The 24,974-nt window shown below is 72.3% G+C and carries 25 protein-coding genes and 1 tRNA gene; 16 read left to right on the top strand and 10 right to left on the bottom strand.

The window, feature by feature from the left end; all coding sequences use genetic code 11:
* Positions 1-19: 19 nt before the first annotated feature.
* Genes J8M51_RS04060 through J8M51_RS04040 form a run of 5 tightly spaced genes read right to left on the bottom strand, consistent with a single transcriptional unit; the run spans position 20 to position 6,892 of the window.
* Entirely contained in the window at positions 20-1,723 is a 1,704-nt protein-coding gene (locus tag J8M51_RS04060; RefSeq protein WP_236067472.1) for a lipid II flippase MurJ, read from the bottom strand.
* Complete coding sequence (locus J8M51_RS04055) at positions 1,720-3,114, bottom strand: O-antigen ligase family protein (protein ID WP_086754995.1); 1,395 nt, start codon at positions 3,112-3,114, stop codon at positions 1,720-1,722. Before J8M51_RS04055 ends, J8M51_RS04060 begins: the two co-directional genes overlap by 4 nt.
* Positions 3,111-4,565, bottom strand: coding sequence for an exopolysaccharide biosynthesis polyprenyl glycosylphosphotransferase (locus J8M51_RS04050; protein ID WP_086754990.1), 1,455 nt, complete (start codon positions 4,563-4,565; stop codon positions 3,111-3,113). Before J8M51_RS04050 ends, J8M51_RS04055 begins: the two co-directional genes overlap by 4 nt.
* Entirely contained in the window at positions 4,562-5,743 is a 1,182-nt protein-coding gene (locus J8M51_RS04045; RefSeq protein ID WP_086754991.1) for a glycosyltransferase, read from the bottom strand. Before J8M51_RS04045 ends, J8M51_RS04050 begins: the two co-directional genes overlap by 4 nt.
* Before the next feature lie 39 nt (positions 5,744-5,782).
* A complete protein-coding gene (locus J8M51_RS04040) occupies positions 5,783-6,892 on the bottom strand; it encodes a DUF3344 domain-containing protein (protein ID WP_179203022.1) in 1,110 nt (369 codons plus the stop codon).
* Positions 6,893-7,193: 301 nt separating this feature from the next.
* Between J8M51_RS04040 and chpG the strand changes: the two genes are divergently transcribed.
* The 8 genes from chpG to J8M51_RS04000 all read left to right on the top strand — a co-directional run bounded on the left by chpG (position 7,194) and on the right by J8M51_RS04000 (position 12,361).
* Positions 7,194-7,433: a chaplin ChpG gene (chpG, locus tag J8M51_RS04035; protein ID WP_046708543.1), complete on the top strand. Its 240-nt coding sequence runs from the start codon at positions 7,194-7,196 to the stop codon at positions 7,431-7,433.
* Between the two features lie 204 nt (positions 7,434-7,637).
* Positions 7,638-8,534, top strand: coding sequence for a hypothetical protein (locus J8M51_RS04030; RefSeq protein WP_086754997.1), 897 nt, complete (start codon positions 7,638-7,640; stop codon positions 8,532-8,534).
* Positions 8,535-8,699: 165 nt separating this feature from the next.
* Positions 8,700-8,990: a hypothetical protein gene (locus J8M51_RS04025; RefSeq protein ID WP_086754992.1), complete on the top strand. Its 291-nt coding sequence runs from the start codon at positions 8,700-8,702 to the stop codon at positions 8,988-8,990.
* 176 nt (positions 8,991-9,166) lie between these two features.
* Positions 9,167-9,664 (top strand): DUF5949 family protein, encoded by a 498-nt coding sequence (locus J8M51_RS04020; RefSeq protein WP_216587857.1) that lies wholly within the window; start codon positions 9,167-9,169, stop codon positions 9,662-9,664.
* Entirely contained in the window at positions 9,664-10,329 is a 666-nt protein-coding gene (locus tag J8M51_RS04015) for a vitamin K epoxide reductase family protein (RefSeq protein ID WP_267298963.1), read from the top strand. Before J8M51_RS04020 ends, J8M51_RS04015 begins: the two co-directional genes overlap by 1 nt.
* 126 nt (positions 10,330-10,455) lie before the next feature.
* Positions 10,456-10,962 carry a hypothetical protein gene (locus tag J8M51_RS04010; protein ID WP_086763356.1) on the top strand — a complete coding sequence of 169 codons (507 nt, stop codon included), beginning with the start codon at positions 10,456-10,458 and terminating at the stop codon, positions 10,960-10,962.
* Positions 10,963-11,052: 90 nt separating this feature from the next.
* The gene (locus J8M51_RS04005; RefSeq protein WP_398855499.1) at positions 11,053-11,511 is read left to right on the top strand and encodes a tyrosinase family oxidase copper chaperone; all 459 of its coding nucleotides are present in this window, start codon (positions 11,053-11,055) and stop codon (positions 11,509-11,511) included.
* Positions 11,495-12,361, top strand: a complete 867-nt coding sequence (locus tag J8M51_RS04000) for a tyrosinase family protein (RefSeq protein WP_216587856.1) — start codon at positions 11,495-11,497, stop codon at positions 12,359-12,361. Before J8M51_RS04005 ends, J8M51_RS04000 begins: the two co-directional genes overlap by 17 nt.
* A gap of 110 nt (positions 12,362-12,471) precedes the next feature.
* Here J8M51_RS04000 and J8M51_RS03995 read toward each other — a convergent pair whose 3' ends face one another.
* The 4 genes from J8M51_RS03995 to J8M51_RS03980 form a co-directional block, all read right to left on the bottom strand.
* A complete protein-coding gene (locus tag J8M51_RS03995) occupies positions 12,472-12,759 on the bottom strand; it encodes a chaplin (protein WP_086753202.1) in 288 nt (95 codons plus the stop codon).
* A gap of 188 nt (positions 12,760-12,947) precedes the next feature.
* Complete coding sequence (locus J8M51_RS03990; protein ID WP_086753200.1) at positions 12,948-13,193, bottom strand: hypothetical protein; 246 nt, start codon at positions 13,191-13,193, stop codon at positions 12,948-12,950.
* Positions 13,194-13,200: 7 nt separating this feature from the next.
* Positions 13,201-13,665 (bottom strand): hypothetical protein, encoded by a 465-nt coding sequence (locus tag J8M51_RS03985; RefSeq protein ID WP_179202918.1) that lies wholly within the window; start codon positions 13,663-13,665, stop codon positions 13,201-13,203.
* A gap of 277 nt (positions 13,666-13,942) precedes the next feature.
* Positions 13,943-14,015, bottom strand: a tRNA-Arg gene (locus J8M51_RS03980).
* A gap of 272 nt (positions 14,016-14,287) precedes the next feature.
* Between J8M51_RS03980 and J8M51_RS03975 the strand changes: the two genes are divergently transcribed.
* The 7 genes from J8M51_RS03975 (at position 14,288) to J8M51_RS03945 (ending at position 23,342) form a co-directional block, all read left to right on the top strand.
* A complete protein-coding gene (locus tag J8M51_RS03975) occupies positions 14,288-15,958 on the top strand; it encodes a dynamin family protein (RefSeq protein ID WP_086753198.1) in 1,671 nt (556 codons plus the stop codon).
* Between the two features lie 5 nt (positions 15,959-15,963).
* Positions 15,964-17,934, top strand: a complete 1,971-nt coding sequence (locus J8M51_RS03970; protein WP_086753214.1) for a YfjP family GTPase — start codon at positions 15,964-15,966, stop codon at positions 17,932-17,934.
* A 190-nt stretch (positions 17,935-18,124) separates the two neighbouring features.
* Positions 18,125-18,613: a single-stranded DNA-binding protein gene (locus J8M51_RS03965; RefSeq protein ID WP_086753196.1), complete on the top strand. Its 489-nt coding sequence runs from the start codon at positions 18,125-18,127 to the stop codon at positions 18,611-18,613.
* Positions 18,614-18,878: 265 nt separating this feature from the next.
* Positions 18,879-20,312, top strand: a complete 1,434-nt coding sequence (locus J8M51_RS03960) for a TQXA domain-containing protein (protein ID WP_216587852.1) — start codon at positions 18,879-18,881, stop codon at positions 20,310-20,312.
* Positions 20,313-20,571: 259 nt separating this feature from the next.
* Complete coding sequence (gene ettA, locus J8M51_RS03955; RefSeq protein ID WP_086753192.1) at positions 20,572-22,236, top strand: energy-dependent translational throttle protein EttA; 1,665 nt, start codon at positions 20,572-20,574, stop codon at positions 22,234-22,236.
* Positions 22,237-22,242: 6 nt separating this feature from the next.
* The gene (locus J8M51_RS03950) at positions 22,243-22,653 is read left to right on the top strand and encodes an acyl-CoA thioesterase (protein ID WP_086753190.1); all 411 of its coding nucleotides are present in this window, start codon (positions 22,243-22,245) and stop codon (positions 22,651-22,653) included.
* Positions 22,650-23,342, top strand: a complete 693-nt coding sequence (locus J8M51_RS03945) for a hypothetical protein (RefSeq protein WP_086753188.1) — start codon at positions 22,650-22,652, stop codon at positions 23,340-23,342. The genes J8M51_RS03950 and J8M51_RS03945 overlap by 4 nt, the downstream gene beginning before the upstream one ends.
* Before the next feature lie 67 nt (positions 23,343-23,409).
* Here J8M51_RS03945 and J8M51_RS03940 read toward each other — a convergent pair whose 3' ends face one another.
* Positions 23,410-23,814 carry a globin gene (locus J8M51_RS03940; protein ID WP_086753186.1) on the bottom strand — a complete coding sequence of 135 codons (405 nt, stop codon included), beginning with the start codon at positions 23,812-23,814 and terminating at the stop codon, positions 23,410-23,412.
* A 119-nt stretch (positions 23,815-23,933) separates the two neighbouring features.
* Between J8M51_RS03940 and J8M51_RS03935 the strand changes: the two genes are divergently transcribed.
* Complete coding sequence (locus J8M51_RS03935; protein ID WP_086753184.1) at positions 23,934-24,914, top strand: methyltransferase domain-containing protein; 981 nt, start codon at positions 23,934-23,936, stop codon at positions 24,912-24,914.
* The last annotated feature ends 60 nt before the right edge of the window (positions 24,915-24,974 follow it).

Here is a 24,974-nt window from a genome sequence, read left to right as displayed (position 1 = left end):
GGCGGGGACGGACGGGCGGTCAGCGGATACGGACATTCGGCAGCCTTCGTGTGACGGAACGGAGTGCGGGGGTGACGCCGGAGGCGCCCATGGCCGAGGCCAGCAGGACGAAGACGAAGGTGACGGCCGCGCCACCGGCGAGCAGACCGAGGACGGGCGAGTCGATCCGGTCGGCGCAGTACATCCCCACCGCGCCCGCGGCCACCGCCGCCCGGACCGGCCTGCTCATCTCGGTCACCACCTGCCGGACCCGGATCGGCACCGCCCGGCCGCCCATGCCGTACAGCAGGAGCAGCGCGGTCAGGGTGATGCCGATCGCGTTGGCGGCGGCGATGCCGAGGACGCCCCAGGAGCCGACGGTCGCCGCGCCGATCCAGGAGGTCGCGACGATCCCGGCGGCCATCGCGGCCAGCGGGTACCAGGTGGGCCGCCCGGCCGAGAAGTACGACCGGACGAGCGCGCTGACCAGGGCGTGGCCGAGCAGACCGAGGGCGTACACACGCATCACGGCGGCGGTGGCGGCGGTGTCCCGCGCGGTGAACGCGCCGCGCTGGAAGAGCAGTTCGATGATCTGCGGGCCGCACGCGAAGATCGCCGCCGCGCCGAACAGCACGATGCACGACACCAGCGCGAGGTCCTTCTCCACCCGGCTGCGGGCCCGCTCGGTGTCGCCCTCCGCCATCGCCTGCGCCACCACCGGGAGGGTGACGGTGCACAGCATCAGCGAGAACGTCATCGGGATCTGGGCCACCTTCTGCGCGTAGTTGAGATGCGAGATGGCCCCGGCGGGCAGCGTCGAGCCGAGGAAGCGCTCGATGAGGACCTGGGACTGACGGCAGAGCGCGAAGAGCAGGACGGTGGCGATGAGGGTGAGTTCGACGGGACGGGCGCCCTCGGCCTCCTCCAGGGCCCCCGGTTCCTGGGGCGCCCGCTCCTTGCGGCGCAACTGCCGCAGCAGCGCCGGGAGTTGGGTGAGGACCATCAGCACGCCGCCCACCGCGACGCCCACGGCCGCCGCCCGCACCCCCCAGCGCCCGCCCAGGGTGAACATCGCCGTGATGATCCCGACGTTGTACGCCACGTAGATCGCCGCGGGGGCCACGAACCGGCGATGGGCACGCAGGGCCGCGCTGCAGTAGCCGGCGAGGCCGAAGCTGAGGACACAGGTGCCGGTCAGCCGGGTGCAGTCGACGGCCAGCTGCGGGTCGGGCAGCCCGGGGGCGAGCGCCTCGACGAGGTAGGGCGCGCCGACGATCAGCAGCATGGCCACCACCACGAAGGCCAGCGTCAGCCTGGGCAGCGTCGAGGCGACCAGGGAACGGACCGGGTCGCCCGCGCCGCCCCGAGCGCGGCGGGCCACGGCCACGCTGAACGCGGGCACCAGCACGAACGCCATGCCGTCCTCGATCAGCAGCGTCGCCGCGAACTCCGGCACCGTCCAGGCCACCAGGAAGGCGTCCGTCTCGCTGCCGGCCCCGAACAGATACGACAGCGACTGGTCCCGGCCGAGCCCCAGCAGCGCCGCCGCCGCCGTGAGCGCCGCCGTGACGAGCGTGGCCTTCGCGAGGAACCGTCCCGTGGGGGGCGCGACCTCCGAGAGCTCGGCGGCCCGCGCGCCGGGCACCACCGGGTCGGCCCCGGGGGCGTCTCCCGGGTCCGCGGGCGGCGGCTGCGAAGCCGCCCGGGGCGGCTGGGAAGGTGTCTCGGGCGGCGTCGTCGTCATCGCGCCCCGGCCCCCTCCGGTACGCGGGCCGCGGGGGCCCCGGCCGGAGCGGCACCCGTCGCGGTCCGGTCCGCCAGCGCCCACCACGCCACCAGCCCGAAGCACACGGCCGTCAGCACGGTCGTCGGACCGCCGATGTCCGCGTACATGAAGTCCACCAGCACCCAGGAGATCAGCCCGCAGGCGACGAGCCCGCAGTCGAGCCCACCGGCCCGCGTCCCGGCCTCGGCCCGCGCCCCGGTCCCGGTCACGGCCGCGCCTTCGCGCTGGACCCGCGCCAGCCCCCGCACCCCGCACACGGCCAGCGCCAGCCAGCTCCCGCCGAGCGTCAGCAGCCCGATCAGCCCCTGCTCGCTCAGGACCAGCAGATACATGTTGTGCGGCGAGAGCAGCGGCTGCTTCTGGTAGGCCGTGCCGGCGCCCGCGATGTCGCTGCCGGCGGAGAGGGCCAGCGAGGCATGGCCGTCGCGGTGCTCGGGGAAACCCTTCAACCCGACGCCGTCCAGGGGCTGTTCACTCCACATGCCGACGGCGGCGGCCCACATCGTGTACCGGTCGGTGACCGACTGGTCCGGCGCGTCGGCGACCTGGGTGATGCTGCTGATCCGGTCCTGGATCATCGAGGACCCGATGCCGAGCCCGCCGACCAGGACCACGCCCACGGCGGCGACGGCCGCGAAGACCACCACCGCCCGCCGCAGCCCGGCCAGCACCACCTGGAGCGAGCACGCCACGGCCGTGGCGATCCACGCGCCCCGGCTGAACGACACCGCGAGCGGCAGCACCAGCAGCACCGAGCAGACCACCGCCCAGACCCGCTGCCTCGCCGTCGCCGGCGCCAGCGCGAGACCCACCGCGCACACCAGCCCGAACGACACCACGGTCGCCATTCCCATGACGTCCCCGGCCCCGAAGGTCCCCACGGCCCGGATGTCCTCACCCGCGTAACTGGCCCCGGTCCCGGTGGCGTACTGATGCACCCCGACCGCGCCCTGCCACAGCGCGAGTCCCACGAACGACCAGGCCACCACCCGGAAGTCCGCCCGGCTCCGGACACAGAGCAGCACCGCCATCGGCACCAGCACGAAGATCTGCAGATACCGGCCGAGCCCGGCGATCCCCTCCCCGGGGTCACCCGCCCCGGCCGCCGCCAGCGCGAGCCCGCACACCGGCAGCCCGAGGACCACCGCGGCCGTAAGGGTCAGGGGGCGCCGCCGGTCCCGCAGCAGCCGTACGGCGCACCACAGCACCAGCAGTCCGGAGACGGCGTCGGCCGGGGTCGCGCCGCCCTCGGCGCCCTGGGCGATCGGCAGCGCGAGCGCGGCGACCACGGCGACCACGGGCAGGACGGGCAGAAGGGGCGCCGCAGCGCGCGGAGACGTCAAGGTCAGCTCCCCGTCGGACGGACGAGCGCGGCGGCCGTGCGCACCAGGATGCAGAAGTCCTGCCACAGCGACCAGTTGTCGATGTACGCGTTGTCGAAGCGGGCCCGGTCCTCGATGGAGGTGTCGCCGCGCAACCCGGTGACCTGGGCCAGCCCGGTGATGCCGGTCCGCATCCGGTGCCGGGCCGCGTAACCCGGGTACGTCTGCCCGAACTTGGCCACGAAATAGGGCCGTTCGGGGCGCGGGCCGACCAGGCTCATGTCGCCGCGCAGCACGTTCCACAGCTGGAGCAGCTCGTCCAGCGAGCTGCGCCGCAGGAAGCGGCAGAACCAGCGCATCTCCTGCTCGTTCGCCACGCTCCACCGGGTAGCCGCCTCGTGTGCGTCGGCCGGGCGGTGGGTGCGGAACTTCAGCAGGGTGAACGGCAGCCCGTCCCGCCCGATCCGCTCCTGCCGGAACACCACGCCCGGCCCGTCGCTCAGCCGCAGGACGACCGCGCACAGCAGCAGCAGCGGACTCACCAGGAGCAGCAGCGCCCCGGACACCGTCACGTCCAACAGGCGCTTGCCGAAAGCCTCATGAATCCGCGTCAGGACCAGCCGACGGCAGGCGAACCCGGCGAGCAGCTCGGTCGAGCCGTCCCGGTCGTACGAGGGCGACTCGGGGTCCACCTCCCACAGCACGCAGCCGTCGTTCTCCAACGTCCGCAGCAGCGGGGCGCGTTCGGTGCGGGAGCCGACGACGAGGACGGCCTGGACGCCGTTCTGGACGGCCGCCCGCCGCACCTCCTCCGGAGTGGTCAGCACGGGCAGGCCCTCGGTTCCGGCCGCCTGGTCGGCGACCACGCCGACGGGACGGATGCCGCACCCCGGGTGGCGCAGGAACGCGGCGGCCACGCGCTGCGCGGTCGCCGCCGGTCCCACCACCAGGGCCGCGCCGGGGCGCCGGACGAGCGCTCGGCGGCGGGTCCAGTGCACCGAGCCCCGCCCGGCACAGGCCGCCGCCGACTGCAGGGCGCAGCCGAGGGCCAGTTCATGGGCGGTGAGCGCGTGGTCGGGGGAGTGCGCGGCCACGCCGGCGGCGAGCACGCACCAGCCGAGCACGATCCGTCCGCAGACGGCGGGCAGTTCGTCGAGCGCGGCGGGTACGGCGGGCGGCCGGTAGAGGCGCGCGCGGGCGTTCAGCCAGGCCACGGTCAGGGCCAGCAGGGCGGCCATCAGGGGGCGCCCGGGCGTCGCGCTGCCCGTGAGCACCAGCACCGCGAGCAGGGCCGCGCCGCCGTCCGCGGCGAGCAGCGGCAGCCCCGAGGGAGGCCGGGCGACGGGCCGCCGCCCGGCCGGGAGGGCCGGGCCGCCGACGGTGTCACGCGCCGGGACCACCGACACGGACGAGCCGCCGAACCCGCGTTGCTGGCCACCGGTGGAGGAGACGGTGCTCTCCGTACGTTCCGCGGTCACGTGTGGATCGACTCCCTGTACTCGGTGGCCTCGGTGGCTTTCCCGCGCCGGCCGCCCGCACCGCCGAGCAGTTCGCGGTACACGCCCGCCACGGCCTCGTTGGTGTGCCGTACGTCGTGCGTGGTCAGTACGTGGCGGCGGCACTCGTGGCCGAGCGACTCGCGCAGCAGCGGATCGAGCAGCAGCCGGGCGACGGACGCGGCGAGCGCGGCCGGGTCCTCGACGGGCACGGGCTCCTGTCCCGGCGGCAGGCTCTCGCGGGCCCCGTCCACCTCGGTGAGCACGACCGGCCGCCCGCACGCCATGGCCTCCAGCGGCGCCAGCGCCATGCCCTCCCACCGCGACGGCAGGACCACCAGATCGGCGGCCTGGTACCAGGGCACCGCGTCCGCGACACCCCCGGCGAACAGCACCCCCTCGGGCGCCGCGGCCCGCAGCCGCTCGCCCTCCGGCCCGTCCCCGACCAGCACCAGACGCGCCCCGGGCACCCGCCGCAGCACCGCGTCCCAGGCCGTGAGGAGCACGTCCTGCCCCTTCTGCCGGCACAGCCGCCCCACGCACACCACCAGCGGCGCGGCCGGATCGACCCCTTCGAGCAGGGGGATCCCGGCACGGACGGCGTCCACGGCGGCGGGGTGGAAACGCCCGGTGTCGACGCCGTTCGGGATCACCGTCCACCGCGCGCGCACCCCGGCCCGCTCCCCGGTGACCCGCTCCGCCTCGCTGACACACACCACCCGGGAGGCCCAACGCGCCCCCATTCGCTCCCAGCCGAGCGCCAGCGCCGCCATCGCGCCCTCCACCGCCTCGAACGACCAGGCGTGCGGCTGGAACACGGTCGGCACGCGCCCCCGTACGGCGAGCCGGCCCGCCAGCCCGGCCTTCGCGCTGTGCGCGTGCACCAGATCGGGCCGTACGTCGTCGAGGATCCGCCGCAGCCGGCGCACCTCGGACAGGAGCGTGGGCCCGGGTGACCGGGTGGCCGCCCAGGGGCGCACATCCGCGCCGAGCGCGCGCAGCTCAGGGGCGAGCGGACCGTCGGGGCAGGCCACCGCGACGCGCAGGCCCTCGGCGAGCTGGGCCCGCACCAGGTCCGTCACGACGCGGGCCACGCCGCCGTCGACCGGCTGCGTGAGGTGCAGGACCCGCGACGGAGGGTCGGATGGTGACAGATGCATGCGGGTTCCTCGCTCAAGGGCGGCGCCGGGCGGCGCGCGTCACGGCTTGGCGTCGACGGCGACGAAGAGCGCCCCGACCCAAGCCGCGTCCCGCTGCGAAACGAGCCGGAAGGCCAACTGGTCACCCCCATGGCGGATTTCATCGTCCAGTTCGAGGACGTCCGAGTCGTAGCCGAGGGTGTTCGCGTACGCGGGCGTGCGCCCCGCGACAACCGCCCCTGGCTGGCTGATCGTCGAGTTGAGGACGTCGTCGTGGGGGTTGGCCGCGTCCTCCAGGGCGCCTGCCTCACCGTCACCCGTCGAAACGGTGAGCGAATCACCGGTGCGCCCGCGGTCGCCGTTGTAGGCGACCAGGCCCACGGTGCCCCGGGCGCCCGCGGGGAAGGCCGTGTCCCGCAGCCGGACCAGCTGTTCCCCGTCCGCCGCGAGCGCGTCGAACCCGTCCCCGATCACCAGGTGCCGCAGCGGCTCCGCCGGGTTCTCGTACGCCACCGCCAGCGTCCAGCCGCCCCACGCCCCGGCCGCCGAACGGCCCATGGCCACATTGACCTGCGCCACCGTGTAGAGCCCCGAACCGCTCGACCGCACCAGCTCCGTGACGTCCGCCGAGGCCTGGAAGGCGTCCGCGCCGCGCGCCACCCGGTGGCCCACCACCGAGTCCGCGAGCACCTCCTTGTACTCCCCGCCGGGCTCCGCGACCAGCACCCGCCCGTTGTCCTTCGGCGGCTTCTGCTCCCCCACCTTGAGGTTTCCGCCCCAGTACAGCCGTGCGTACGACACCCGCGCGCCCGGCGGCAGCCGGACCTCGCCCCGGCTGGAGTTGTAGGTGTTCGGGTCCCGGTCGACGTCGATGTAGAACATGTCGAAGTCGTCGTTGACGGCGGTGCGCGCCGGGTTCACGCCGACACGCCCCGCGCGCGCGTCGGCGCACGACGCCACCGTCGTACGGCAGGTGATGGAGGAGTTGGCCGCGCGGACGATGCCGCCGTGCCGCAGCGCCCGGTAGCGCTCGGTGAAGGCCAGGCGCTCGGCCTCGGGCGAGGGGGCGGGGGGCGCGGCCGTCGCGGCGGCGCCGGGCCCCCAGAGGGCGGCGAGGGCGCAGCAGCCCACCATGACGCGACGCAGCAGAGGACCCGGATGAATGCGCATGACCGGCGGTGCCCTTTCGGGAGCTCGTTCGGGTGCTTGTCGGGGGAATGTCCGCGGGCCGCCGAAAGGCCGGAATCCTGCGGATCTGATAAAAGACGCGGCGGCCTGGGGAGGTGCGCAACTCTAGCCCGCTATGCGTACTTATCTGCGGAACGCGCCAACTGTGTCGGAATGGTGAAGCAGGTGTTTTTGGAGATCACTCCTTTGGAGGCACAACCCCCGGTGCCCGCCGCGCGTTGTTCCCCGCGCCGGGCATCCCCGCCCGAGTGTTTTTTGCATCAACTCCAAGGAGCACCTCTCCATGTCGCGTATCGCGAAGGGCCTGGCCCTGACCTCCGTTGCTGCCGCGGCCGTGGCGGGCACCGCCGGCGTCGCCACCGCCGACAGCGAGGCGAAGGGCTTCGCCGCTCACTCCCCGGGCGTGCTGTCGGGCAACGTCGTGCAGGTTCCGGTCCACGTGCCGGTCAACGTGTGCGGGAACACCATCAACGTCATCGGTCTGCTGAACCCCTCGTTCGGCAACAAGTGCTTCAACGACTGACGTTCGACGACTGACGTTCAGCGACTGACGTTCGAGGATTGACGTCCCCGCACTGACGTTCGCACGTTCCACATGAACCGGCCGTCCTCCCCACGGGGAGGGCGGCCGGTTCGTGTTGCCCCGAATGGGGTCCCTCGGTTGCAGGCGGCGATCACCGATTTCACGGTGAAGGAACGATCCCTCGAACCGATGGAAGGAACCTCCATGCGTGCTCTGCCCGCACGGCGTCTCGCGGTCCCCGCAGTCTGCGCCGCACTCCTGCTCGGCGTCACCGCCCCGGCCGCCCTGGCCGCGGACGTCGAGACGGCGCGCGACCGCGCCCGGTCGGCGGCGCCCGTCCCCGGCGCGGACGCGCTCGTGGCGCAGCTCAAGGGTCTCGGCGACCTCGGGGGCGTGCTCGAGCCGGTGACCGATCTGCTCGACGCCGCGCTCAAGGCGGACAACGGCCAGCTCTCCGCCGACAGGGCCGCGGAACTCGGCGAGGCCGTGCGGACCGCCATCGCCGAGGCGAGGGCGGCGGCCCCGGCCGCTCCGGAGGCCCCGGCGGCGCCGGTCGTCCCACCGGTGGTCGCCCCGCCGGTGGACCCGGCCGCGCCCGCCGTACCGGCCGTACCGGAGGCGCCCGCCGTACCGGCCGCGCCCCTCGTGCCCGGCACTCCGCCCGCCGCCACCACGCCGATGCTCCCGGCGGCGCCCTCGGTCCCGGCGGCTCCTTCGGTGCCGGTCGCTCCGTCGGCCCCGGTCGCCCCGGCCGACGCGCAGTCGGCCGTCACGCTGCCGGCGTACGACCGCGGTCCCGTGCTGTTGGCCGGCAGGGTTTCGGCGGACCTCGTGACCGACGCGCTGACCACCCTGCAGAGCGCCGTCGACGCGCTGCTGAAGGCGGTCACCTCCGGCGACCCCGCGCAGGTGCTGCCCGCCGTCACCGGTGTGGTGAACAGCCTGGTCAAACTGGTCGCGGCCACACTCCTGGGCACCGGACTGCCCCTCCCGGCCGACCTGCTGGCCGTGCAGTCGCCGACGGACCTGCCGGTCGCCCCGCCGGTCGCCCCGTCGGCCGCGCTGCCCGTCCAGCCGCAGGCCGTGCCGCCCGCCTCGTAGGACCGAAGGGAGCCGTCGGGCCGACCGTCGCCGGGTCGGTCAGGCGGCTGTTCGTATGACCTGTCGTTCGGCGTCAGATATGACATGTCCGGTACGGGGTTTCCGTCGGCGCGAGGGCTCGTTGGACACGGCGCAGTGCTTCCAGTATCCGAGGAGAGGAACACGATGAAGTCGCTGAAGGCCGCCGCTGTCGTCGCAGGGTCCATCGCCATCGCCGGTGCCGCCGCGCCGGCCTTTGCCTACGACGCCGCGGACGTCACGCCCACCAGCCTCAACGGCGCGGTGAACACGCTCTTCAAGGGGCCCATCGAGCCCGCGCCGCTGCAGCAGCAGTCGAACGCGCTCGACACGGAGAACAAGGACTCCGTGCTCCACACGGTGAGCGGCGCGACCAAGGCCCTCAACTCCCCGGGCGGCCCCAGCCAGCTTCTCGGCGGTCTGCCCCTCCAGGGCTGACGGTCCCTTTCCCAGCCCCACGGGGCCGGCTCCGCGAAGACGCGGAACCGGCCCCGTGGGCGTGAACTCCCCGTTGTTCGACGCGTGTCCCTCGTTCGTGTGGTCAGTCGCCGGGTGTCGCCCGGTCGGGTGAAAAGACGGTCGGCTCGTTTGGCGGGCGTGGATAGGGTTCCGCGGTGACTTCAACTTCCGCTGAAACCCGCCCTTTCCGCCCCGCCGATCTCGGCACGCTCGTCGTCATGGCGTGGAGCGGCGAAGCCCCCGACGGGGACATGCCCTATCTGCTCGCCTACACCCTGGGCGACGGCCGGAGCGGCCCGGAGGGCTCCACGGCCGCCGTGACGGATCTGCTGACGAGCCTCGGTCTGTCCATCGGCGAGAAGATCGTCGACGGCGCCGCCCACCCCAGCCTGCCGGTCACCCTCCTCGTCGAGGCCGGCCAGGCCGTCGTCACCATGCCGCAGCTCAACGCCCAGTGCCCGGCTCCGCCGGAGTGGCTCGCCGCCGTCGGCGAACGCGGCTTCGCCTACCTGCTCTTCGCGACCCGCCCCTGGCCCGAGGCCCGGCCCGGGACGCCCGTCGAGCCCGAGGCCCTCGCCGCGTTCGCGGGCGACACCGAGACGCTGACCAGCGCGGCGCACGTCCTTCTGCCGGCCCGCAGCCTGCGCGGCTGATGGCCGCCCCGGCAGGGCGGTCGACGGGTGGGGTGGGTCCGGTGGGGCGGGCGGTGGGCGGAGCGGGTTCGGCGGCGCGGACGGGGGGCGCGGTCGGCGGCAGTCGTGCCTTCGCGGTGCTCCTGCTGATCACCGGTGCGGCCGGGCTGCTCGCCTCCTGGGTCATCACGCTCGACAAGTTCAAGCTGCTGGAGGACCCGAACTTCACCCCCGGGTGCAGCCTCAACCCGGTCGTCTCCTGCGGCAACATCATGAAGAGCGACCAGGCCTCCGCCTTCGGGTTCCCCAACCCGATGCTCGGCCTCGTCGCCTACGGCATCGTGATCTGCGTCGGCGTCAGCCTGCTGGCCGGGGCGGTCTTCCCGCGCTGGTACTGGCTGACCTTCGAGGCGGGCGCGCTGTTCGGGGTCGGCTTCGTGACCTGGCTGCAGTTCGAGTCGCTCTACCGGATCAACTCGCTCTGCCTGTGGTGCTGTCTGGCCTGGATCGCCACGATCGTCCTCTTCTGGTACCTGACCTCGTTCGGCGTCCGCAACGATTTCCTGCCCGCGCCGGCCGGGCTGAAGAGCTTCCTCGCCGAATTCACCTGGGTGTTCCCGGTGGTGCATCTGGGCGTGATCGGCATGCTCATCCTGACCCGCTGGTGGGACTTCTGGACAAGCTGACCAATACGCCTCTCGGACTATTGCGGCAGTCGGGCGAATCTTGAACTGGGGGAGATCCCCGGATCGTTCACCCGGTACGGACGCCGAGCCCGGATCCGCACATTCCTTGAAAGGGACCGTACCGAGATGAAGCCGACCACACGAGGAACCCTTGCCGCCGTCGTCACCGGTGTGGTGGCCGCGGTGGGCGCCTCCGCCGCCCCCGCCGCCGCGGCCGAGACGGTCCCCGTCCCCCTGCCCCTCGAAGGGGTGGAGCACTCCCTGAACGTGAAGGCGCCCAAGCTGGCGGGGCAGTTGCCGCTGCTCATGCCGGGCGCCCCCCAGGGGCCGACGTACGCCGAGGGGCGGCTGCTGCCCGCGAGCGCCCTGCCACAGGTGCCGCTCGGCGCCGCGCTGCCGGGGCTGAAGGCCGAGGCCCCGCTGCCCCGGGTCGTCGGGGAGGGCTTCGAGCGGGTCGGCGTCGACGCCCCCGCCGCCGACCTGCGCACCCTGACCCCCGGGCTGGACGTGGATGCCCCGCTCTCCGCGGCCGACCCCGACGCGCTGGGCCTGCCCAGCCTCCAGGACCCCCAGGCGGCCGTCCTCACCCCGCTGCTGCGGACGGCGCCGACCGCGAACCTCGGGCTCGTCTGAGCCCGCGGCGACACGAGGACGAGGCCCGGGCCGTGCGCGCCCGGGTCCGGCCGTCCGGGGGTCACCGCTACTGAACACGACGAGGAGAAAGTGTTGTTCGTCAGCAGAGTGACGGTGGACCCCGACCCCGGCCGGAGCAGAACACGCCGGGGCGTGCTGCGCGCCCTGGGCGTCTCGGCCGTCGCCCTGGCCGTGGCCCCGGTCGTCGCCGCCGCGTGGCCCCGCCGGTCGGCGCGGTCCGGGGAGGGCGACTTCGACGAGACGTACCGGGGCCGCCGTATCCGCGGCGCCAAGACCGACTCGGGCCAGGCCGCCTATCTGGGCGCCCGGACGCCGGGCCCGGGGGAGTGGGACGTCACCGTCGACGGACGCCCGCTGCATCTCATGCGGCGCGCGGACGGCACGTATCTGAGCATGATCGACCACTACCGCTCGTATCCGACGGCCCTGGAGGCGACCCGCGCCGCCGTCGACGAGCTGGGCACCACCCAGCGCCTGCGCGTGCTGGACCTGGCGGAGGGGGCGATCGGCCATGGCCTACATCCGTAAGGACGTCAGCACGCTCACGCGCGCGGAGCGCAAGCGGTTCGTCGCCGCGCTGCTGGGGCTCAAACAGCGCGGCGAGTACGACGAGTTCGTGCGTATGCACATCGACCACTACGTCTCCGACGGCGACGGCGGTCTGCGTACGGCCCACATGGCGCCCTCGTTCCTGCCCTGGCACCGCCGGTTCGTGCTGGAGCTGGAGAAGGCGCTGCGCCGGCTCGACGACTCGGTGACCGTCCCGTACTGGGACTGGACGCGGGACCGCACGACGACGGCGCCGCCCTGGACGGTGGACCTGCTCGGTGGCAACGGGCGGCGCTCCGACCACCGGGTCATGACCGGCCCCTTCGCATACGGGACCGGACGGTGGACCATCACCGAGGGGATCACGGACACCGAGTACCTCACCCGGGACTTCGGTTACCCGCGCAACCCCGTCGAACTCCCCACCGCCCGCGACCTGGAGGCGGCGCTCGCCGAGCCGGTCTACGACAAGGCGCCCTGGAACTCGGTCACACGCGGGGGTTTCCGCAACCGGCTCGAAGGGTGGGGGCAGGGGACCGGCAACGGCTCGTGGCTCAACCACAATCGCGTGCACCGGTGGGTCGGCGGGCACATGGTCGGCGGCGCGTCCGTCAACGACCCCGTCTTCTGGCTGCACCACGCCTTCATCGACCTGCAGTGGACGCTCTGGCAGCGACGCCACCGGGGCGCACGCTATCTGCCGGCCAAGCCGCCGGGGCGGGGCGACGCGCAGCGGGGGCGGGTCGTCGCGCGCGACGAGCGGATGCCGCCCTGGAACGTGACGCCGGGGGCGCTGGAGGAGATCGGGAGCGTGTACCGGTACGCGTGAGCGGCGGCGGCGCATCCGCGACCGGGTGACGAAAAACCCCCGACGGAGGACCGTCGGGGGTTTTCGTGGCGCCGTGTCGCTGCTGCGCGCGGCTCGGGGTGTCGACCCCGTCAGTGGCCGTAGCCGGACGGGCCGGGGTTGCCCTTGTGGCTGTCGTCGCTCTTGTTGACGCAGACGTTGCCGAAGGCCGGGTTGAGCAGGCCGACGACGTTGATCGTGTTCCCGCACACGTTGACCGGGACATTGACGGGGACCTGGACGACGTTGCCCGACAGGACACCCGGGGAACCGACGGCCTTGCCCTCGGCGCCCGCGTCCGCCGAGGCCAGGCCGGCGCCGCCGAGCACGACAGCGGACGTGCCGAGCGTGACGACAGCTGCCTTCGCGATGCGAGACATCACGTTCTCCTTCTTGATCGACTGAGCACGACCCCCTCTTCATGGCCGCACGCCCCTTCAACGCGCCCGCGCACCGGGGGTCACGGCGTCCAACGGGGGATCACCCGTTCCGAACGGGAGTGTGGGTCGGGTGGCGCGGGCGCCTTGCGCACAGGTGTGCAGGCGCCGGCCGTGACCCCGCCTCATGATCAGCTGCTCCTGGCTTGTTTCTTGCCTGTTCTGGTCAGCCATGCCCGGCATCCCCACCGGGCCAGCCCGCCCATGAGCAGGGACAGGACGACGGCCCCCCAGTCGATGACATGCGGAAGCCCCGGAAAGAAGGCGAAGAAGGCGAGTGTGACGATCACTCCCGCAAGGAAAGCGGCGATCTCGACCTGGCGGCGCCGGGCTTCTGGAATCCGCTGGGAGTTCCCACCGTTTTGCTGCTCGATCATCGGTGACTCACTTCGTGATGTGGTGGCACTGGCTCACGCGCCGGACTCCATTGACGTGGAGATGGGCGCACGCCTTCCCATAACGAGGCAGGGTCTGGGGAGAGTTGTTCCTCATAGGGTCGATCTTGCATTCCCTGTGTGTCGTGCCGCGCGAGGTGCGATAGGTGCGGTTGTCGACGTCGGCATAGGTGAAATCGATGCGCCAGTTGCAGAAGCCGCTGCTCAGCGCGGCCACGAAGGCGCAGTCCACGCCCGCGTTCTGGTAGGTGATCTTCCTCCCGCCGCCTCGGATGATGTGCGTGAACATGCACCCGGTCGGAACCTTCATGGTCACTCCACCCATGCTGTATTCAAAAGTGCGCACGGGAGTTGAGCCGATCGCGGTGGCATGCGCCCCGGTCGGAGTGGTGAGAACGAGTGCACTCGCGGAGGCCAGGGCGATGAAGAGGCGCGCGAAGTACGGCGAGGCCAAGGTGGTCCCCTTTTTGGTGATCTCCTGATGAACACCTGGGACAACTCGCTTTTCCTGCTGCCAGTTGCTGCATTTTGATAGGTTCACTATCAAGTGTGATCGACACGTTGATGCGATGACAGGCGAAGATGATCGCTGGCCGCCGGTACGGGATCGACACGTGAGGGCGTCACGTTCCGTATTTGATGGTGACTGGGAGTGATTTCCGCTGTCGCGGGCGTGGGTGCGGAGCCGTCCGGGCAGAGAAAAGCCCTCCCGAGGGAGGGTGGAGAGTGGGCGCCCCCGGCAGGACTCGAACCTGCGGCCAAGCGCTTAGAAGGCGCCTGCTCTATCCACTGAGCTACGGGGGCCGGGTGTGGTGGCCTCTGTCGTGGTGCCCGGGTGTGGGCTGATCCGTGACGTTGCCGGGGACAAGGATAGGGCTCCCGAGTCCTTGTCCCTGTTGCTTCGCCTCCGTGGCTCAATGTGGAGGTTCGGTGAAGCGGTCCTGATAATCGCAGGCAGGTACGAATCGTGCACCTCTTTTGGCGCCTCGGGCCTCGGGTGTTGTGCACTCGTTATGCCTGCGCCCCTCTCGTCCCCTCCGTCCCGTGTGTCCTGTCGGCGCGCAGACATAACTTATATGCTTCAGAATGTCCACAAAATTGGGCATTCTTCGCATGTGGTGACCTTGGACGTACGGCCTCAGTTGCTCGACGCGCTCTCCGCCCTGCGCGACCGTGTCGCCGCCGCGCGCTTTCCGCTGCCCCTGGCAGGGGCCCCGCGCGCGCGTGCCAATCGCGACGAACTGCTCGCGCAACTCGACGACTACTTGGTGCCCCGGTTGCGGCAACCCGAAGCGCCGTTGCTGGCCGTCGTCGGGGGGTCGACCGGGGCCGGAAAGTCCACTCTCGTCAACTCCCTGGTGGGACGGAAGGTCAGTGAGGCCGGTGTACTGCGGCCGACGACCCGTACGCCCGTACTGATCTGCCATCCCGAGGACCACCACTGGTTCAGCGGCATGCGCGTGCTGCCCAACCTCACGCGCGCGTGGACGCCCCAGCGGGAGCCCGGCCGGGACACGGGTGACGATGCGTTTCCCCCGGAGAGCGACGGCGGCAAGGGCGGCGAGCGTGTGCTGCGCGTCGAGACCGCCGACAGCCTTCCGCCCGGTCTCGCCCTCCTCGACGCACCCGACATCGACTCCCTGGACGCCGACAACCGCGTACTCGCCGCCGAACTCATCTGCGCCGCCGACATCTGGGTGATGGTCACCACGGCTTCTCGCTACGCCGACGCCGTGCCGTGGCATCTGCTGCGGTCCGCGAAGGAGCACCGGGCGACCCTGGTCACCGTGCTCGACCGGGTGCCCCACCAGGTGGTGTCCGAGGTCTCCCGGCAGTACGGGGCGCTGCTGACCAAGGCCGGGCTCGGCGACGTACCCCGGTTCACCGTGCCCGAACTGCCCGAGTCCGCCTGGGGCGGCGGGCTGCTGCCGGGCACGGCCGTGGCACCGCTGCGGACCTGGCTCGTCCAGCAGGCCACCGAGCCGGGCGCCCGGCACGAGACCGTCGCCCGCACCGCGCACGGCGTCCTCGACTCGCTGCGCTCCCGGATGCCCGAACTGGCGAGCGCCGCGGCCCAGCAGTACTCCACCGCCCTCCGGCTCACCGCCGCCGTCGACACGGCGTACGACAGCGAGCACGCGCGCGTGAAGGGGCGTCTGCAGGCGGGGGCCGTGCTCGCGGGCGACGCCCTCAAGCGGTGGCGCAGCTATCCGCTCGACTGCACCGCCGGTGAACTGCTCGACGCCCTCGTGGAGAGCCTCGGCACGGTGGTGCTGTGCGCCGTCACGGCCGCCGACGAGCGGATCGGTGAGGCCTGGAGCCGGGAACCGGCCGCCGTGGCCGCAGGACTGACGGAACGTGACGCCACGCGGGAGAGCGTCGAACACCGGATCGGGATGACCGTACGGCGCTGGCGGCGCGTCCTGGAGGAGTACGCCGAGGAAGAGGTACGGGACCTCGACCGGAGCGTCGCGCCGGACGCGGAGGTGGTGGCCGCCCTGGGCGCCACGGCCCTGCTGGGCGGCCGCCGGGCCCGGTCCGCGGGGGAGGGCCTCGCCGAGCGGATCGGGGCGCACGGGGCGCTGCGGCTGCGCGACCGGGGCGGACGGCTGCTCACCGAGTACCTCGACCGGGCCCTCGACACCGAGCGGGACCGCCGCCTCGCCCCCCTCGACGCACTGGACGTCCACCCCGAACCACAGGCCGAACTCATCGCCGCCCTGTCCGTACTGCAGAAGGAGAGGTGACCGCCGTGACCGCCGTCACTGACCACGACCATACGGATCAGACCGGAGACGACGTCCCCGAGAGGGGCGAGGAGAAGGCACCGGACACCGGCAAGAAGCTCCGCGAGGAGTTCGGCGAGAAGGTCGACGAGATGATCGGTGACAAAGGCGTCGGCTCGCAGGGCCGTCCCGCCAACGGCAACGGAAACGGAAACGTCAACGGCAGTGTCAGCGGGGGCGGCAGTGGTTCGTCCGGTGACGCGTCCGTGCGTACGGAGTCCGGTGATCCGTGGGACGACGGGCTCATCGCCCGGCGGGTCAGCGAGTCGGGGGCCGGTGAGCGGAATTCGGCCGGGGAGGTCAGGTCCTCGGCCGCTCAGCCGGTCGCCCCGCTCGCGTACGACGGGCGTCTGAGGTCGCGGCTGGACGCGCTGCGGGAACTGGTGGGGCTGTCCCGTACCCGGCTGGACAGCACGACGCTGGCGGAGGCCGGGCGGGTGCTGGACGAGGCGGCGGCGCGCCGCAGGCTCTCGGGGCAGCACACCGTCGTCGCCATCGCGGGCGCCACCGGCAGCGGCAAGTCGACGCTGTTCAACGCGCTCGCGGGGGTGGCGATCTCGGAGACGGGTGTACGCCGGCCCACCACGGCCGCGCCCATCGCGTGCAGTTGGAGCGACGGCGCGGCGAGTCTCATCGACCGCCTGGGCATCCCGGGGCGGCTTCGGCGGCGGCCGTTGCAGAGCCCGGAGGCCGAGGCCCAGTTGCGCGGACTCGTGCTGGTGGACCTGCCCGACCACGACTCGGCGGCGGTCCAGCACCGGGAACAGGTCGACCGGATCCTGGCGCTGGTGGACGCGGTCATCTGGGTCGTCGATCCGGAGAAGTACGCCGACGCCGTCCTCCACGAGCGCTATCTGCGGCCCCTGGCCGGTCACGCGGAGGTGATGTTCGTCGTCCTCAACCAGGTGGACCGGCTGCCCGGCGAGGCCGCCCACCAGGTGCTCGACGATCTGCGGCGCCTGCTCGACGAGGACGGGATCGCGCTCGGGGAACACGGCGAACCGGGCGCCACCGTGCTCGCGCTGTCCGCGCTCACCGGGGACGGTGTGGGCGAACTGCGCGACGCGCTGGAGCAGTTCGTGGCCGAGCGGGGCGCGCCCGCCCGCCGGGTCCGCGCCGACCTGGACGCGGCGGCGGCACGGCTGTGGCCGGTGTACGCGAATCAGCGGCGCGCGGGGCTGAGCGAGCCGGCCCGGGACGAGTTCGCCGCACGGCTCGCGGACGCCGTCGGCGCCACCGCGGCGGGCGAGGCCGCCGAGCGGGCCTGGCTGCGCAACGCCAACCGCGCGTGCGGGACGCCCTGGCTACGGCTGTGGCGGTGGTACCAGGACCGGAGCGAACCCCCGACCGGGCGGCTCGCGCTGGCGGCGCCCGTGGACGAGGAGGCGACCGCCCGGCAGCGCGTCGAACAGGCCGTACGGACGTTGTCGGAGCGCGCCGCGACGGGGCTGCCCGCGCCCTGGGCACAGGCGGTGCGTGAGGCGGCCGTCCGAGGGGCGCAGGGGCTGCCCGAGGCGCTGGACGAGCTGGCGATGCGGGTCGGGACGCCGACGGGACGGCCGCCGCGGCCGGGCTGGTGGCCCGGGGCGGTCCTCGCGCAGGCCTCCATGACGCTGCTCCAAGTCATCGGCGGGCTGTGGCTGCTGGGGCAGATCATCGGCTTCATGGCGCCGAACCTCGGGGTCCCGGTGCTGTTGATGGTGATCGGCATCGTGGGCGGTCCCGCCGTCGAGTGGGGGTGCCGCCTGGCCGCACGCGGTCCGGCACGGCGGTACGGCCACGAGGCGGAACGGCGGCTGCGGGAGGCGGCGGCGGGGTGCGGACGGGCGCGGGTGCTCGATCCGGTGGCCGCCGAGCTGCTGCGGTACCGCGAGGTGCGGGAGCAGTACGGGAGGGTGCTGGGAGCGGCGCCGGTGGGGGTTCACCCCGTCGGGTGACGGAGTTCTCCACAACTGGCGGGTGGTCCACAGGGCTCAGCGGGCTCGGCCCGACGGCGGCAGTCTGAACACGCGGCGATCGCAGCACCGCCGCACGACGGACATGACAGCCGTACGGGACGGGCCCGTGCGCGTGTCCGGCCTGAGCCGGCGTGGGCGTCGGCGCCGGGGCGAAGGAGGCATCCGCGAGATGAACGAGACGATGGTGTGTGTGGTGGGGAACGTGGCGACCCAGCCGGTCTGCCGGGAGTCGTCGGCGGGGTCGTCGGCCCGGTTCCGGCTGGCGGTGACCTCGCGGTACTGGGACCGGGAGAAGAACGAGTGGACCGACGGCCACACCAACTTCTTCACGGTGTGGGCGCGGCGCGCACTCGCCGCGAACGTGGCGTCGTCCGTGGCGCTGGGCGATCCGGTGGTGGTGCAGGGGCGGTTGAAGGTGCGCACCGAGCAGCGGGACGGGCAGAGCCGCGTCTCGGCGGATGTCGACGCGGTCGCTATCGGCCACGATCTGTCGCGGGGCACGTCGGCGTTCCGAAGGACGACCCGGGGAGAGGTGCCGGTCCCGGCTCAGGCCGACTCCCGGCATCCGGCCCAGCCGGAGCCGAACTGGGAGGCGCCGCCGCCAGGGGGCGGTCTCGCCGCCGACGAACTCCGGCCGGAACCGGCCGGGGTGATGTGACCTCAGGCCGTGGCGCGCGGTCGTGTCCCGTCGGGGGACGCGTCGTGAAGACTCCGTGTGCACTCCTGATCGACTTGTCGACAAGGGCTGTTCACGAGCTGTGCGAGCGATAACGATTCCGATTCGGATCGGTTGTCCGACGATACGACTGGGAAGTGTGGTGCGCCGCATCCCTAGGATGCCGGGCATAGCTCACGGGGCTTCTGATTCTGCTGGTGGGACCACAACCCCCCACGTCAACGGGTCCTGCTCGAAGGGAAATTCTGTGGTTTCTTCGTTCTCGGCGTCGTTCTCCGAGTGGTCCGGGCGGGCCGCGCGCAGGCGAGGGACGGCCCGCCTCGCCGCCGTGTCACTCGTGTCCGGCGTCGTCGTCGCGGGTGCGATCGTCACCGCGGGCCCGGCCGCCGCCGACGGAACGCCGCAGAACGCGGGCGGGGCGACCGCGACCATGGACGGCCTCAAGACCTACGGGACGGCCGTGCTCCGGACCGACGACGGACAGGAACAGCAGCTCCCCGCAGGGCTGTTCGAGATGTTCGTCGACGGCGGGGGCACCCTGCAGACCTACTGCGTCGATGTCCAGAACCCGACGCAGAAGGACGCCAAGTACCAGGAGACCCCCTGGAGCGGCACCTCGCTGGGCGCCAACAAGGACGCCGGGAAGATCCGTTGGATCCTGCAGAACTCCTACCCGCAGGTGAACGACCTCGCGGCCCTCGCCGGCAAGGCCGGCACCAAGGGCCTCACGGAGCAGGAGGCGGCGACCGGGACCCAGGTGGCGATCTGGCGGTACTCGGACGGGGCCGATGTGACGGCCCTGGACCCGGAGGCGGAGAAGCTCGCGGACTACCTGGAGAGGAGCGCGCGGAACCTGACGGAGCCCGCCGCCTCCCTGACCCTCGACCCGGCCGCGGTCTCCGGCCGGCCGGGTGAGCGGGTCGGCCCGGTCACGGTGCGCACCAACGCGGACGGTGTGACCGTGACCCCGCCCTCGGACGGCACGGCGGACGGAGTGAAGGTCGTCGACGCGGACGGCGAGGCCGTGACCTCGGCCCTCGACGGCGGCGAGCTGTACTTCGAGGTGCCCGAGGACGCCGCGGACGGTACGGCCGAGCTGACCGTGCAGGCCTCGACGACCGTGCCGGTCGGCCGGGCCTTCGCCTCCGAGACCCGCAGCCAGACGCAGATCCTCGCCGGCTCCAGCGAGTCCACGGTCTCCGCGACGGCGACCGCGCACTGGGCCGGGAAGGGGGCGATACCCGCCCTGTCCGCCGAGAAGAACTGCGCCGAGGGCGGCCTGGACATCACGGCCGCCAACCAGGGCGACAAACCCTTCACCTTCGATCTGATGGGGATCACCTACACCATCGAAGCGGGCGGGACCCGCACGGTGACGATCCCCCTTCAGGAGGACCAGGCGTACGACTTCACCATCGAGGGGCCGAACGGCTACGCGAAGCGGTTCCGGGGCGTGCTCGACTGCCGGACGGAGACCGCGGCCGGTGCGGGCGGGGACTCGGTGCAGACGCTGAGCGAGCCGAGCCCGGCGACGGTCGGCGGCAACGCGGCCACCGCGTCCGACACCGACCTCGCCGAGACCGGCAGCTCCGGCGCCACCCCGCTGATCGGGGGCATCGCCATCGGGCTGGTCGTGATCGGCGGCGCGGTGATGATCCTCCTCCGCAAGCGGAACCCGTGACAGCCGGGCGAGGCGCGATCCGTGAATCCCCGGGCGGGCACGGCCGGTGATCCCTGAGCGGGAGCGTTCCTTGGCAACTCGACAGCGAGTGACCGCGCGATGACACACGCGTGCGACGCGGCCCCGGTACGCCCCTGAGGCACCGGGGTCGTGTCGTTCCGGCGGGGGCCTCACCATCCGGTTTCCGTCGAGGGCTGGCCGTGCGGCAAGATGGGTGGTACTGCCCACTGCCAGATTTCAAGTTGCCGGACGGTTTCTCTTGGCTGAGTACATCTACACGATGCGCAAGACACGCAAGGCGCACGGCGACAAGGTGATCCTTGACGACGTCACGCTGAGCTTCCTGCCCGGCGCGAAGATCGGTGTGGTCGGTCCGAACGGTGCCGGTAAGTCCACCGTTCTGAAGATCATGGCGGGCCTCGAACAGCCCTCCAACGGTGACGCCTTCCTGTCGCCCGGCTACACCGTCGGCATGCTCCTCCAGGAGCCGCCGCTGGACGAGTCGAAGACGGTCCTGCAGAACGTGCAGGACGGCGCCGCCGAGATCATGGGCAAGCTCCACCGCTTCAACGAGGTCGCGGAGCTGATGGCGACCGACTACTCGGACGCCCTCATGGACGAGATGGGCAAGCTCCAGGAGGACCTGGACCACGCGAACGCATGGGACCTGGACACCCAGCTGGAGCAGGCCATGGACGCCCTGGGCTGCCCGCCCGGCGACTGGCCCGTCACCAACCTGTCCGGTGGTGAGCGCCGCCGCGTCGCGCTCTGCAAGCTGCTGCTGGAGGCCCCCGACCTCCTGCTCCTCGACGAGCCCACCAACCACCTGGACGCCGAGTCCGTGCAGTGGCTGGAGCAGCACCTCGCCAAGTACCCCGGCACCGTCGTCGCCGTCACCCACGACCGGTACTTCCTCGACAACGTCGCGGGCTGGATCCTGGAGCTCGACCGCGGCCGCGCCATCGGCTACGAGGGCAACTACTCCACCTACCTGGAGACCAAGCAGACCCGTCTCAAGGTCGAGGGCCAGAAGGACGCCAAGCGCGCCAAGCGGCTCAAGGAAGAGCTGGAGTGGGTCCGCTCCAACGCCAAGGGCCGCCAGGCCAAGTCCAAGGCCCGTCTCGCCCGTTACGAGGAGATGGCGGCCGAGGCCGACAAGATGCGGAAGCTGGACTTCGAGGAGATCCAGATCCCGCCGGGCCCCCGTCTGGGCAGTGTGGTCGTCGAGGTCAACAACCTCAGCAAGGCCTTCGGCGAGAAGGTCCTGATCGACGACCTCTCCTTCACGCTCCCGCGCAACGGCATCGTGGGCATCATCGGCCCGAACGGCGCCGGCAAGACCACCCTCTTCAAGATGATCCAGGGTCTGGAGGAGCCCGACTCCGGTTCGATCAAGGTCGGCGAGACCGTCAAGATCTCCTACGTCGACCAGAGCCGCGAGAACATCGACCCCAAGAAGACGCTGTGGGCCGTCGTCTCCGACGAACTGGACTACATCAACGTCGGCCAGGTCGAGATGCCCTCCCGCGCCTATGTCTCCGCGTTCGGCTTCAAGGGCCCGGACCAGCAGAAGCCGGCCGGCGTGCTCTCCGGCGGTGAGCGCAACCGTCTCAACCTGGCGCTCACCCTCAAGCTCGGCGGCAACCTGCTGCTCCTCGACGAGCCGACCAACGACCTCGACGTCGAGACCCTGTCGTCGCTGGAGAACGCGCTCCTGGAGTTCCCGGGCGCCGCGGTGGTCATCTCCCACGACCGCTGGTTCCTGGACCGGGTGGCCACGCACATCCTCGCCTACGAGGGCGAGTCCAAGTGGTTCTGGTTCGAGGGCAACTTCGAGTCGTACGAGAAGAACAAGATCGAGCGGCTCGGCGCCGACGCCACCCGTCCGCACCGCGCCACCTACAAGAAGCTGACCCGGGGCTGATCGATCTTGCGGCACATCTACCGCTGCCCACTGCGCTGGGCGGACATGGACGCGTACGGCCACGTCAACAACGTGGTCTTCCTCCGCTACCTGGAGGAAGCCCGTATCGACTTCCTGTTCCGCCCGGAGAAGGACTTCCAGCAGGGGTCCGTGGTGGCGCGCCATGAGATCGACTACAAGCGGCAGCTGGTCCACCGGCACACACCGGTGGACATCGAGCTGTGGGTCACCGAGATAAGAGCGGCGTCGTTCACGATCACCTACGAGGTCAAGGACCCCGAGCAGGTCTACGTCCGGGCCTCGACGGTGATCGTGCCGTTCGACTTCGCGACCCAGCGGCCCCGCCGGATCACCGCCGAGGAGCGGGAGTTCCTGGAGGAGTACCGAGACGACAAGGCGGAGGCCGTCGCCGCATGACGGTGCTCCACCTCGCCGACGAGGGGGAGGCGGCGGATCTCGCGGCCTTCCTCTCCCGGCTGCTCCACTACGACCGTGGGGCCGCGGTGCGCCTCCAGGCGGCCGGGACCGCCCTGGCCGTCTTCGGCCGGCCGCCGTCCTTCGAGGTCCTGGCGATCCGGGCCGTGCGCCTGGCCAAGCCGTACGAGAACGGCCTCGACGTCACGCTCGACGTGACCGTGTCGGCCGGTGAACTCCTGGAGTCCGTCGACGAGCCGGCGGGTACGGCGCTGGTGCCGGAGGCCGTCACCGGGCCGCCGTGGGCCGGGGTGCTGCCCCCGCGCGGGGGCTGGCGTCCGGAGGCGGGGCTGCCCGCGCCGGACGCGCTGCGGGCGATGGTGTCCGCGGCGGTACGCGAATTCCGGTCCCGTACGGAGGAGTTGGAGTCCGAGCGGCGGACGCGGGCCGAACTCGACCGGATCGGGCGGGAGATCTGGTCCCGGACCGTCGGGGACACACCTCTGCCGGTGCGGGCCGTGCACGCGGCCCAGTCGCTCGGCTTCCTCCGCACCGCCCGCCCGGGCGGATCGCACGAGACGGCTTCACCGGGGCTGTTCTCTTCGGGGGCGTGGCTCAGGCTGCGCACCCCGTACGGATCGATCGCGGTACGCAGGGCGGGGCTCGGGACCCTGGGCGTCAGCGTCCGCTGAGCCCTCCTCGCGGGCCTGAGCGGTCGGCGAGGCTTCTGCGCGGAGCTGGGCGGCCGTCGTGGGCCGCTCAGCCCGCGGTGTTCACCATCGAGGCCGCCGCGTAGGTGAGGTAGTTCCAGAGCGTGTGCTCGTGTTCCTCGGAGAGGCCCAGCTCGTCCACGGCGTCACGCATGTGCTTCAGCCAGGCGTCGTGGGCGGCGCGGTCCACCGCGAAGGGGGCGTGGCGCATCCGGAGCCGGGGGTGGCCGCGGTTCTCGCTGTAGGTGGTGGGGCCGCCCCAGTACTGCATCAGGAACAGCGCGAAACGGTCCTCGGCCGGGCCGAGGTCCTCCTCGGGGTACATGGGCCGCAGGATCGGGTCCTCGGCGACACCCTCGTAGAAGCGGCGCACGAGGCGTCGGAAGGTCTCCTCGCCGCCGACCTGCTCGTAGAAGGTCTGCTCCTGAAGCGTGCCGCGCCGAATCTCATTCACGTCCCCATGGTCTCAGACGCGGCGGCGGAGGACTTGAGGCCTAGGACCAGGACCGGTGGATCGCGGGCCGGTGGGCCCGGGTGCTCGCCTCCGGGGGCGTCCGGCCGCACAGTGGAGGTATGGGCTCGCACGCTGAGGACCACGATCTGGAACGTCTCGCCGCCGAGGCACGGTCGGCGCTGGTGCGGGAGATCGAGGCGAGCGGGGCGTGGGACGCGGACCCTCAGTGGCGGAAGGCGTTCGAGAGCGTGCCCCGGCATCTCTTCGTGCCGTACTACTACGTGAGCGGCGTGGGCGGTTTCGAGCGGCTGTGGGGTGAGGAGCGCGCCCCCGGGCGGCGGGCGCGCTGGGTGCGGGGCGCGTACGCCGACGCCCCGCTCGCCACGCGGGTGCGGGACGGGGAGCTGATCTCCTCCAGCAGCCAGCCGTCGCTCATGGCGAAGATGCTGGCCGAGCTGGAGGTGACGGACGGCGACCGGGTGCTGGAGATCGGCGCCGGCACCGGGTACAACGCCGCGCTGCTGGCGCACCGGCTGGGGGACGATCTGGTCACGACCGTCGACCTGGACGCCGACATCACGGAGGCGGCGCGCAGACATCTGGACGCCGCCGGACACCACCCGACGGTCGTCACCGGGGACGGGGCGCGCGGGGTGCCCGAGCGGGCGCCGTACGACCGGATCATCGCGACCTGCACGCTGCACTCGATCCCGCGCGCCTGGCTCGCCCAGTGCGTCCCCGGCGCGCGCGTCCTGACCCCGCTGGCCACGGGGCTCGTACGGCTGCGGGTCGAGGACGCCGAGCACGCCGAGGGGCGCTTCCTGCACACGTCGGCGTACTTCGTGCCCCTGCGCGGGGGAAGCGAGCCGGAGGTGGTGCATCCGCATCTCGGCGGACTGCCGCACCGGGCCAGGGACCACGAGCTGTTCCGGTTCCTGCTGGCCCTGACGGCGGGCAGCCTCGACCCGCACGAGGCCCTCGCCCTGTGGCAGCGCGAGGGCATGCCGTCCCGTGAGCGCTACGGCATCACGGTCCGCGGCGACCGGGCCTGGGCCTGGCTGGACGATCCCGAGGGCGCGTACGCCTGGCCCTTGCCGTGACACGGCTCGGGGCCGGCCGAGGTCGCCCGGCCGGCCCTGAGTCGTCGCGCTGTCGCGGGG

The sequence above is a fragment of the Streptomyces griseiscabiei genome (genome assembly GCF_020010925.1).
In the GTDB taxonomy this organism is placed as follows: domain Bacteria; phylum Actinomycetota; class Actinomycetes; order Streptomycetales; family Streptomycetaceae; genus Streptomyces; species Streptomyces griseiscabiei.
The sequence above is the reverse complement of the archived record's forward strand: the minus strand, read 5'-3'. Positions and strand labels throughout refer to the sequence as shown.

Bases quoted from the DNA above. Each gene is read 5' to 3' on its own strand.
- J8M51_RS04060 (WP_236067472.1), bottom strand. From the start codon at position 1,723: ATGACGACGACGCCGCCCGAGACACCTTCCCAGCCGCCCCGGGCGGCT.
- J8M51_RS04045 (WP_086754991.1), bottom strand. From the start codon at position 5,743: ATGCATCTGTCACCATCCGACCCTCCGTCGCGGGTCCTGCACCTCACG.
- J8M51_RS04040 (WP_179203022.1), bottom strand. From the start codon at position 6,892: ATGCGCATTCATCCGGGTCCTCTGCTGCGTCGCGTCATGGTGGGCTGC.
- chpG (WP_046708543.1), top strand. From the start codon at position 7,194: ATGTCGCGTATCGCGAAGGGCCTGGCCCTGACCTCCGTTGCTGCCGCG.
- J8M51_RS04030 (WP_086754997.1), top strand. From the start codon at position 7,638: ATGCGTGCTCTGCCCGCACGGCGTCTCGCGGTCCCCGCAGTCTGCGCC.
- J8M51_RS04025 (WP_086754992.1), top strand. From the start codon at position 8,700: ATGAAGTCGCTGAAGGCCGCCGCTGTCGTCGCAGGGTCCATCGCCATC.
- J8M51_RS04015 (WP_267298963.1), top strand. From the start codon at position 9,664: ATGGCCGCCCCGGCAGGGCGGTCGACGGGTGGGGTGGGTCCGGTGGGG.
- J8M51_RS04010 (WP_086763356.1), top strand. From the start codon at position 10,456: ATGAAGCCGACCACACGAGGAACCCTTGCCGCCGTCGTCACCGGTGTG.
- J8M51_RS04000 (WP_216587856.1), top strand. From the start codon at position 11,495: ATGGCCTACATCCGTAAGGACGTCAGCACGCTCACGCGCGCGGAGCGC.
- J8M51_RS03995 (WP_086753202.1), bottom strand. From the start codon at position 12,759: ATGTCTCGCATCGCGAAGGCAGCTGTCGTCACGCTCGGCACGTCCGCT.
- J8M51_RS03990 (WP_086753200.1), bottom strand. From the start codon at position 13,193: ATGATCGAGCAGCAAAACGGTGGGAACTCCCAGCGGATTCCAGAAGCC.
- J8M51_RS03975 (WP_086753198.1), top strand. From the start codon at position 14,288: ATGCTTCAGAATGTCCACAAAATTGGGCATTCTTCGCATGTGGTGACC.
- J8M51_RS03965 (WP_086753196.1), top strand. From the start codon at position 18,125: ATGAACGAGACGATGGTGTGTGTGGTGGGGAACGTGGCGACCCAGCCG.
- J8M51_RS03945 (WP_086753188.1), top strand. From the start codon at position 22,650: ATGACGGTGCTCCACCTCGCCGACGAGGGGGAGGCGGCGGATCTCGCG.
- J8M51_RS03935 (WP_086753184.1), top strand. From the start codon at position 23,934: ATGGGCTCGCACGCTGAGGACCACGATCTGGAACGTCTCGCCGCCGAG.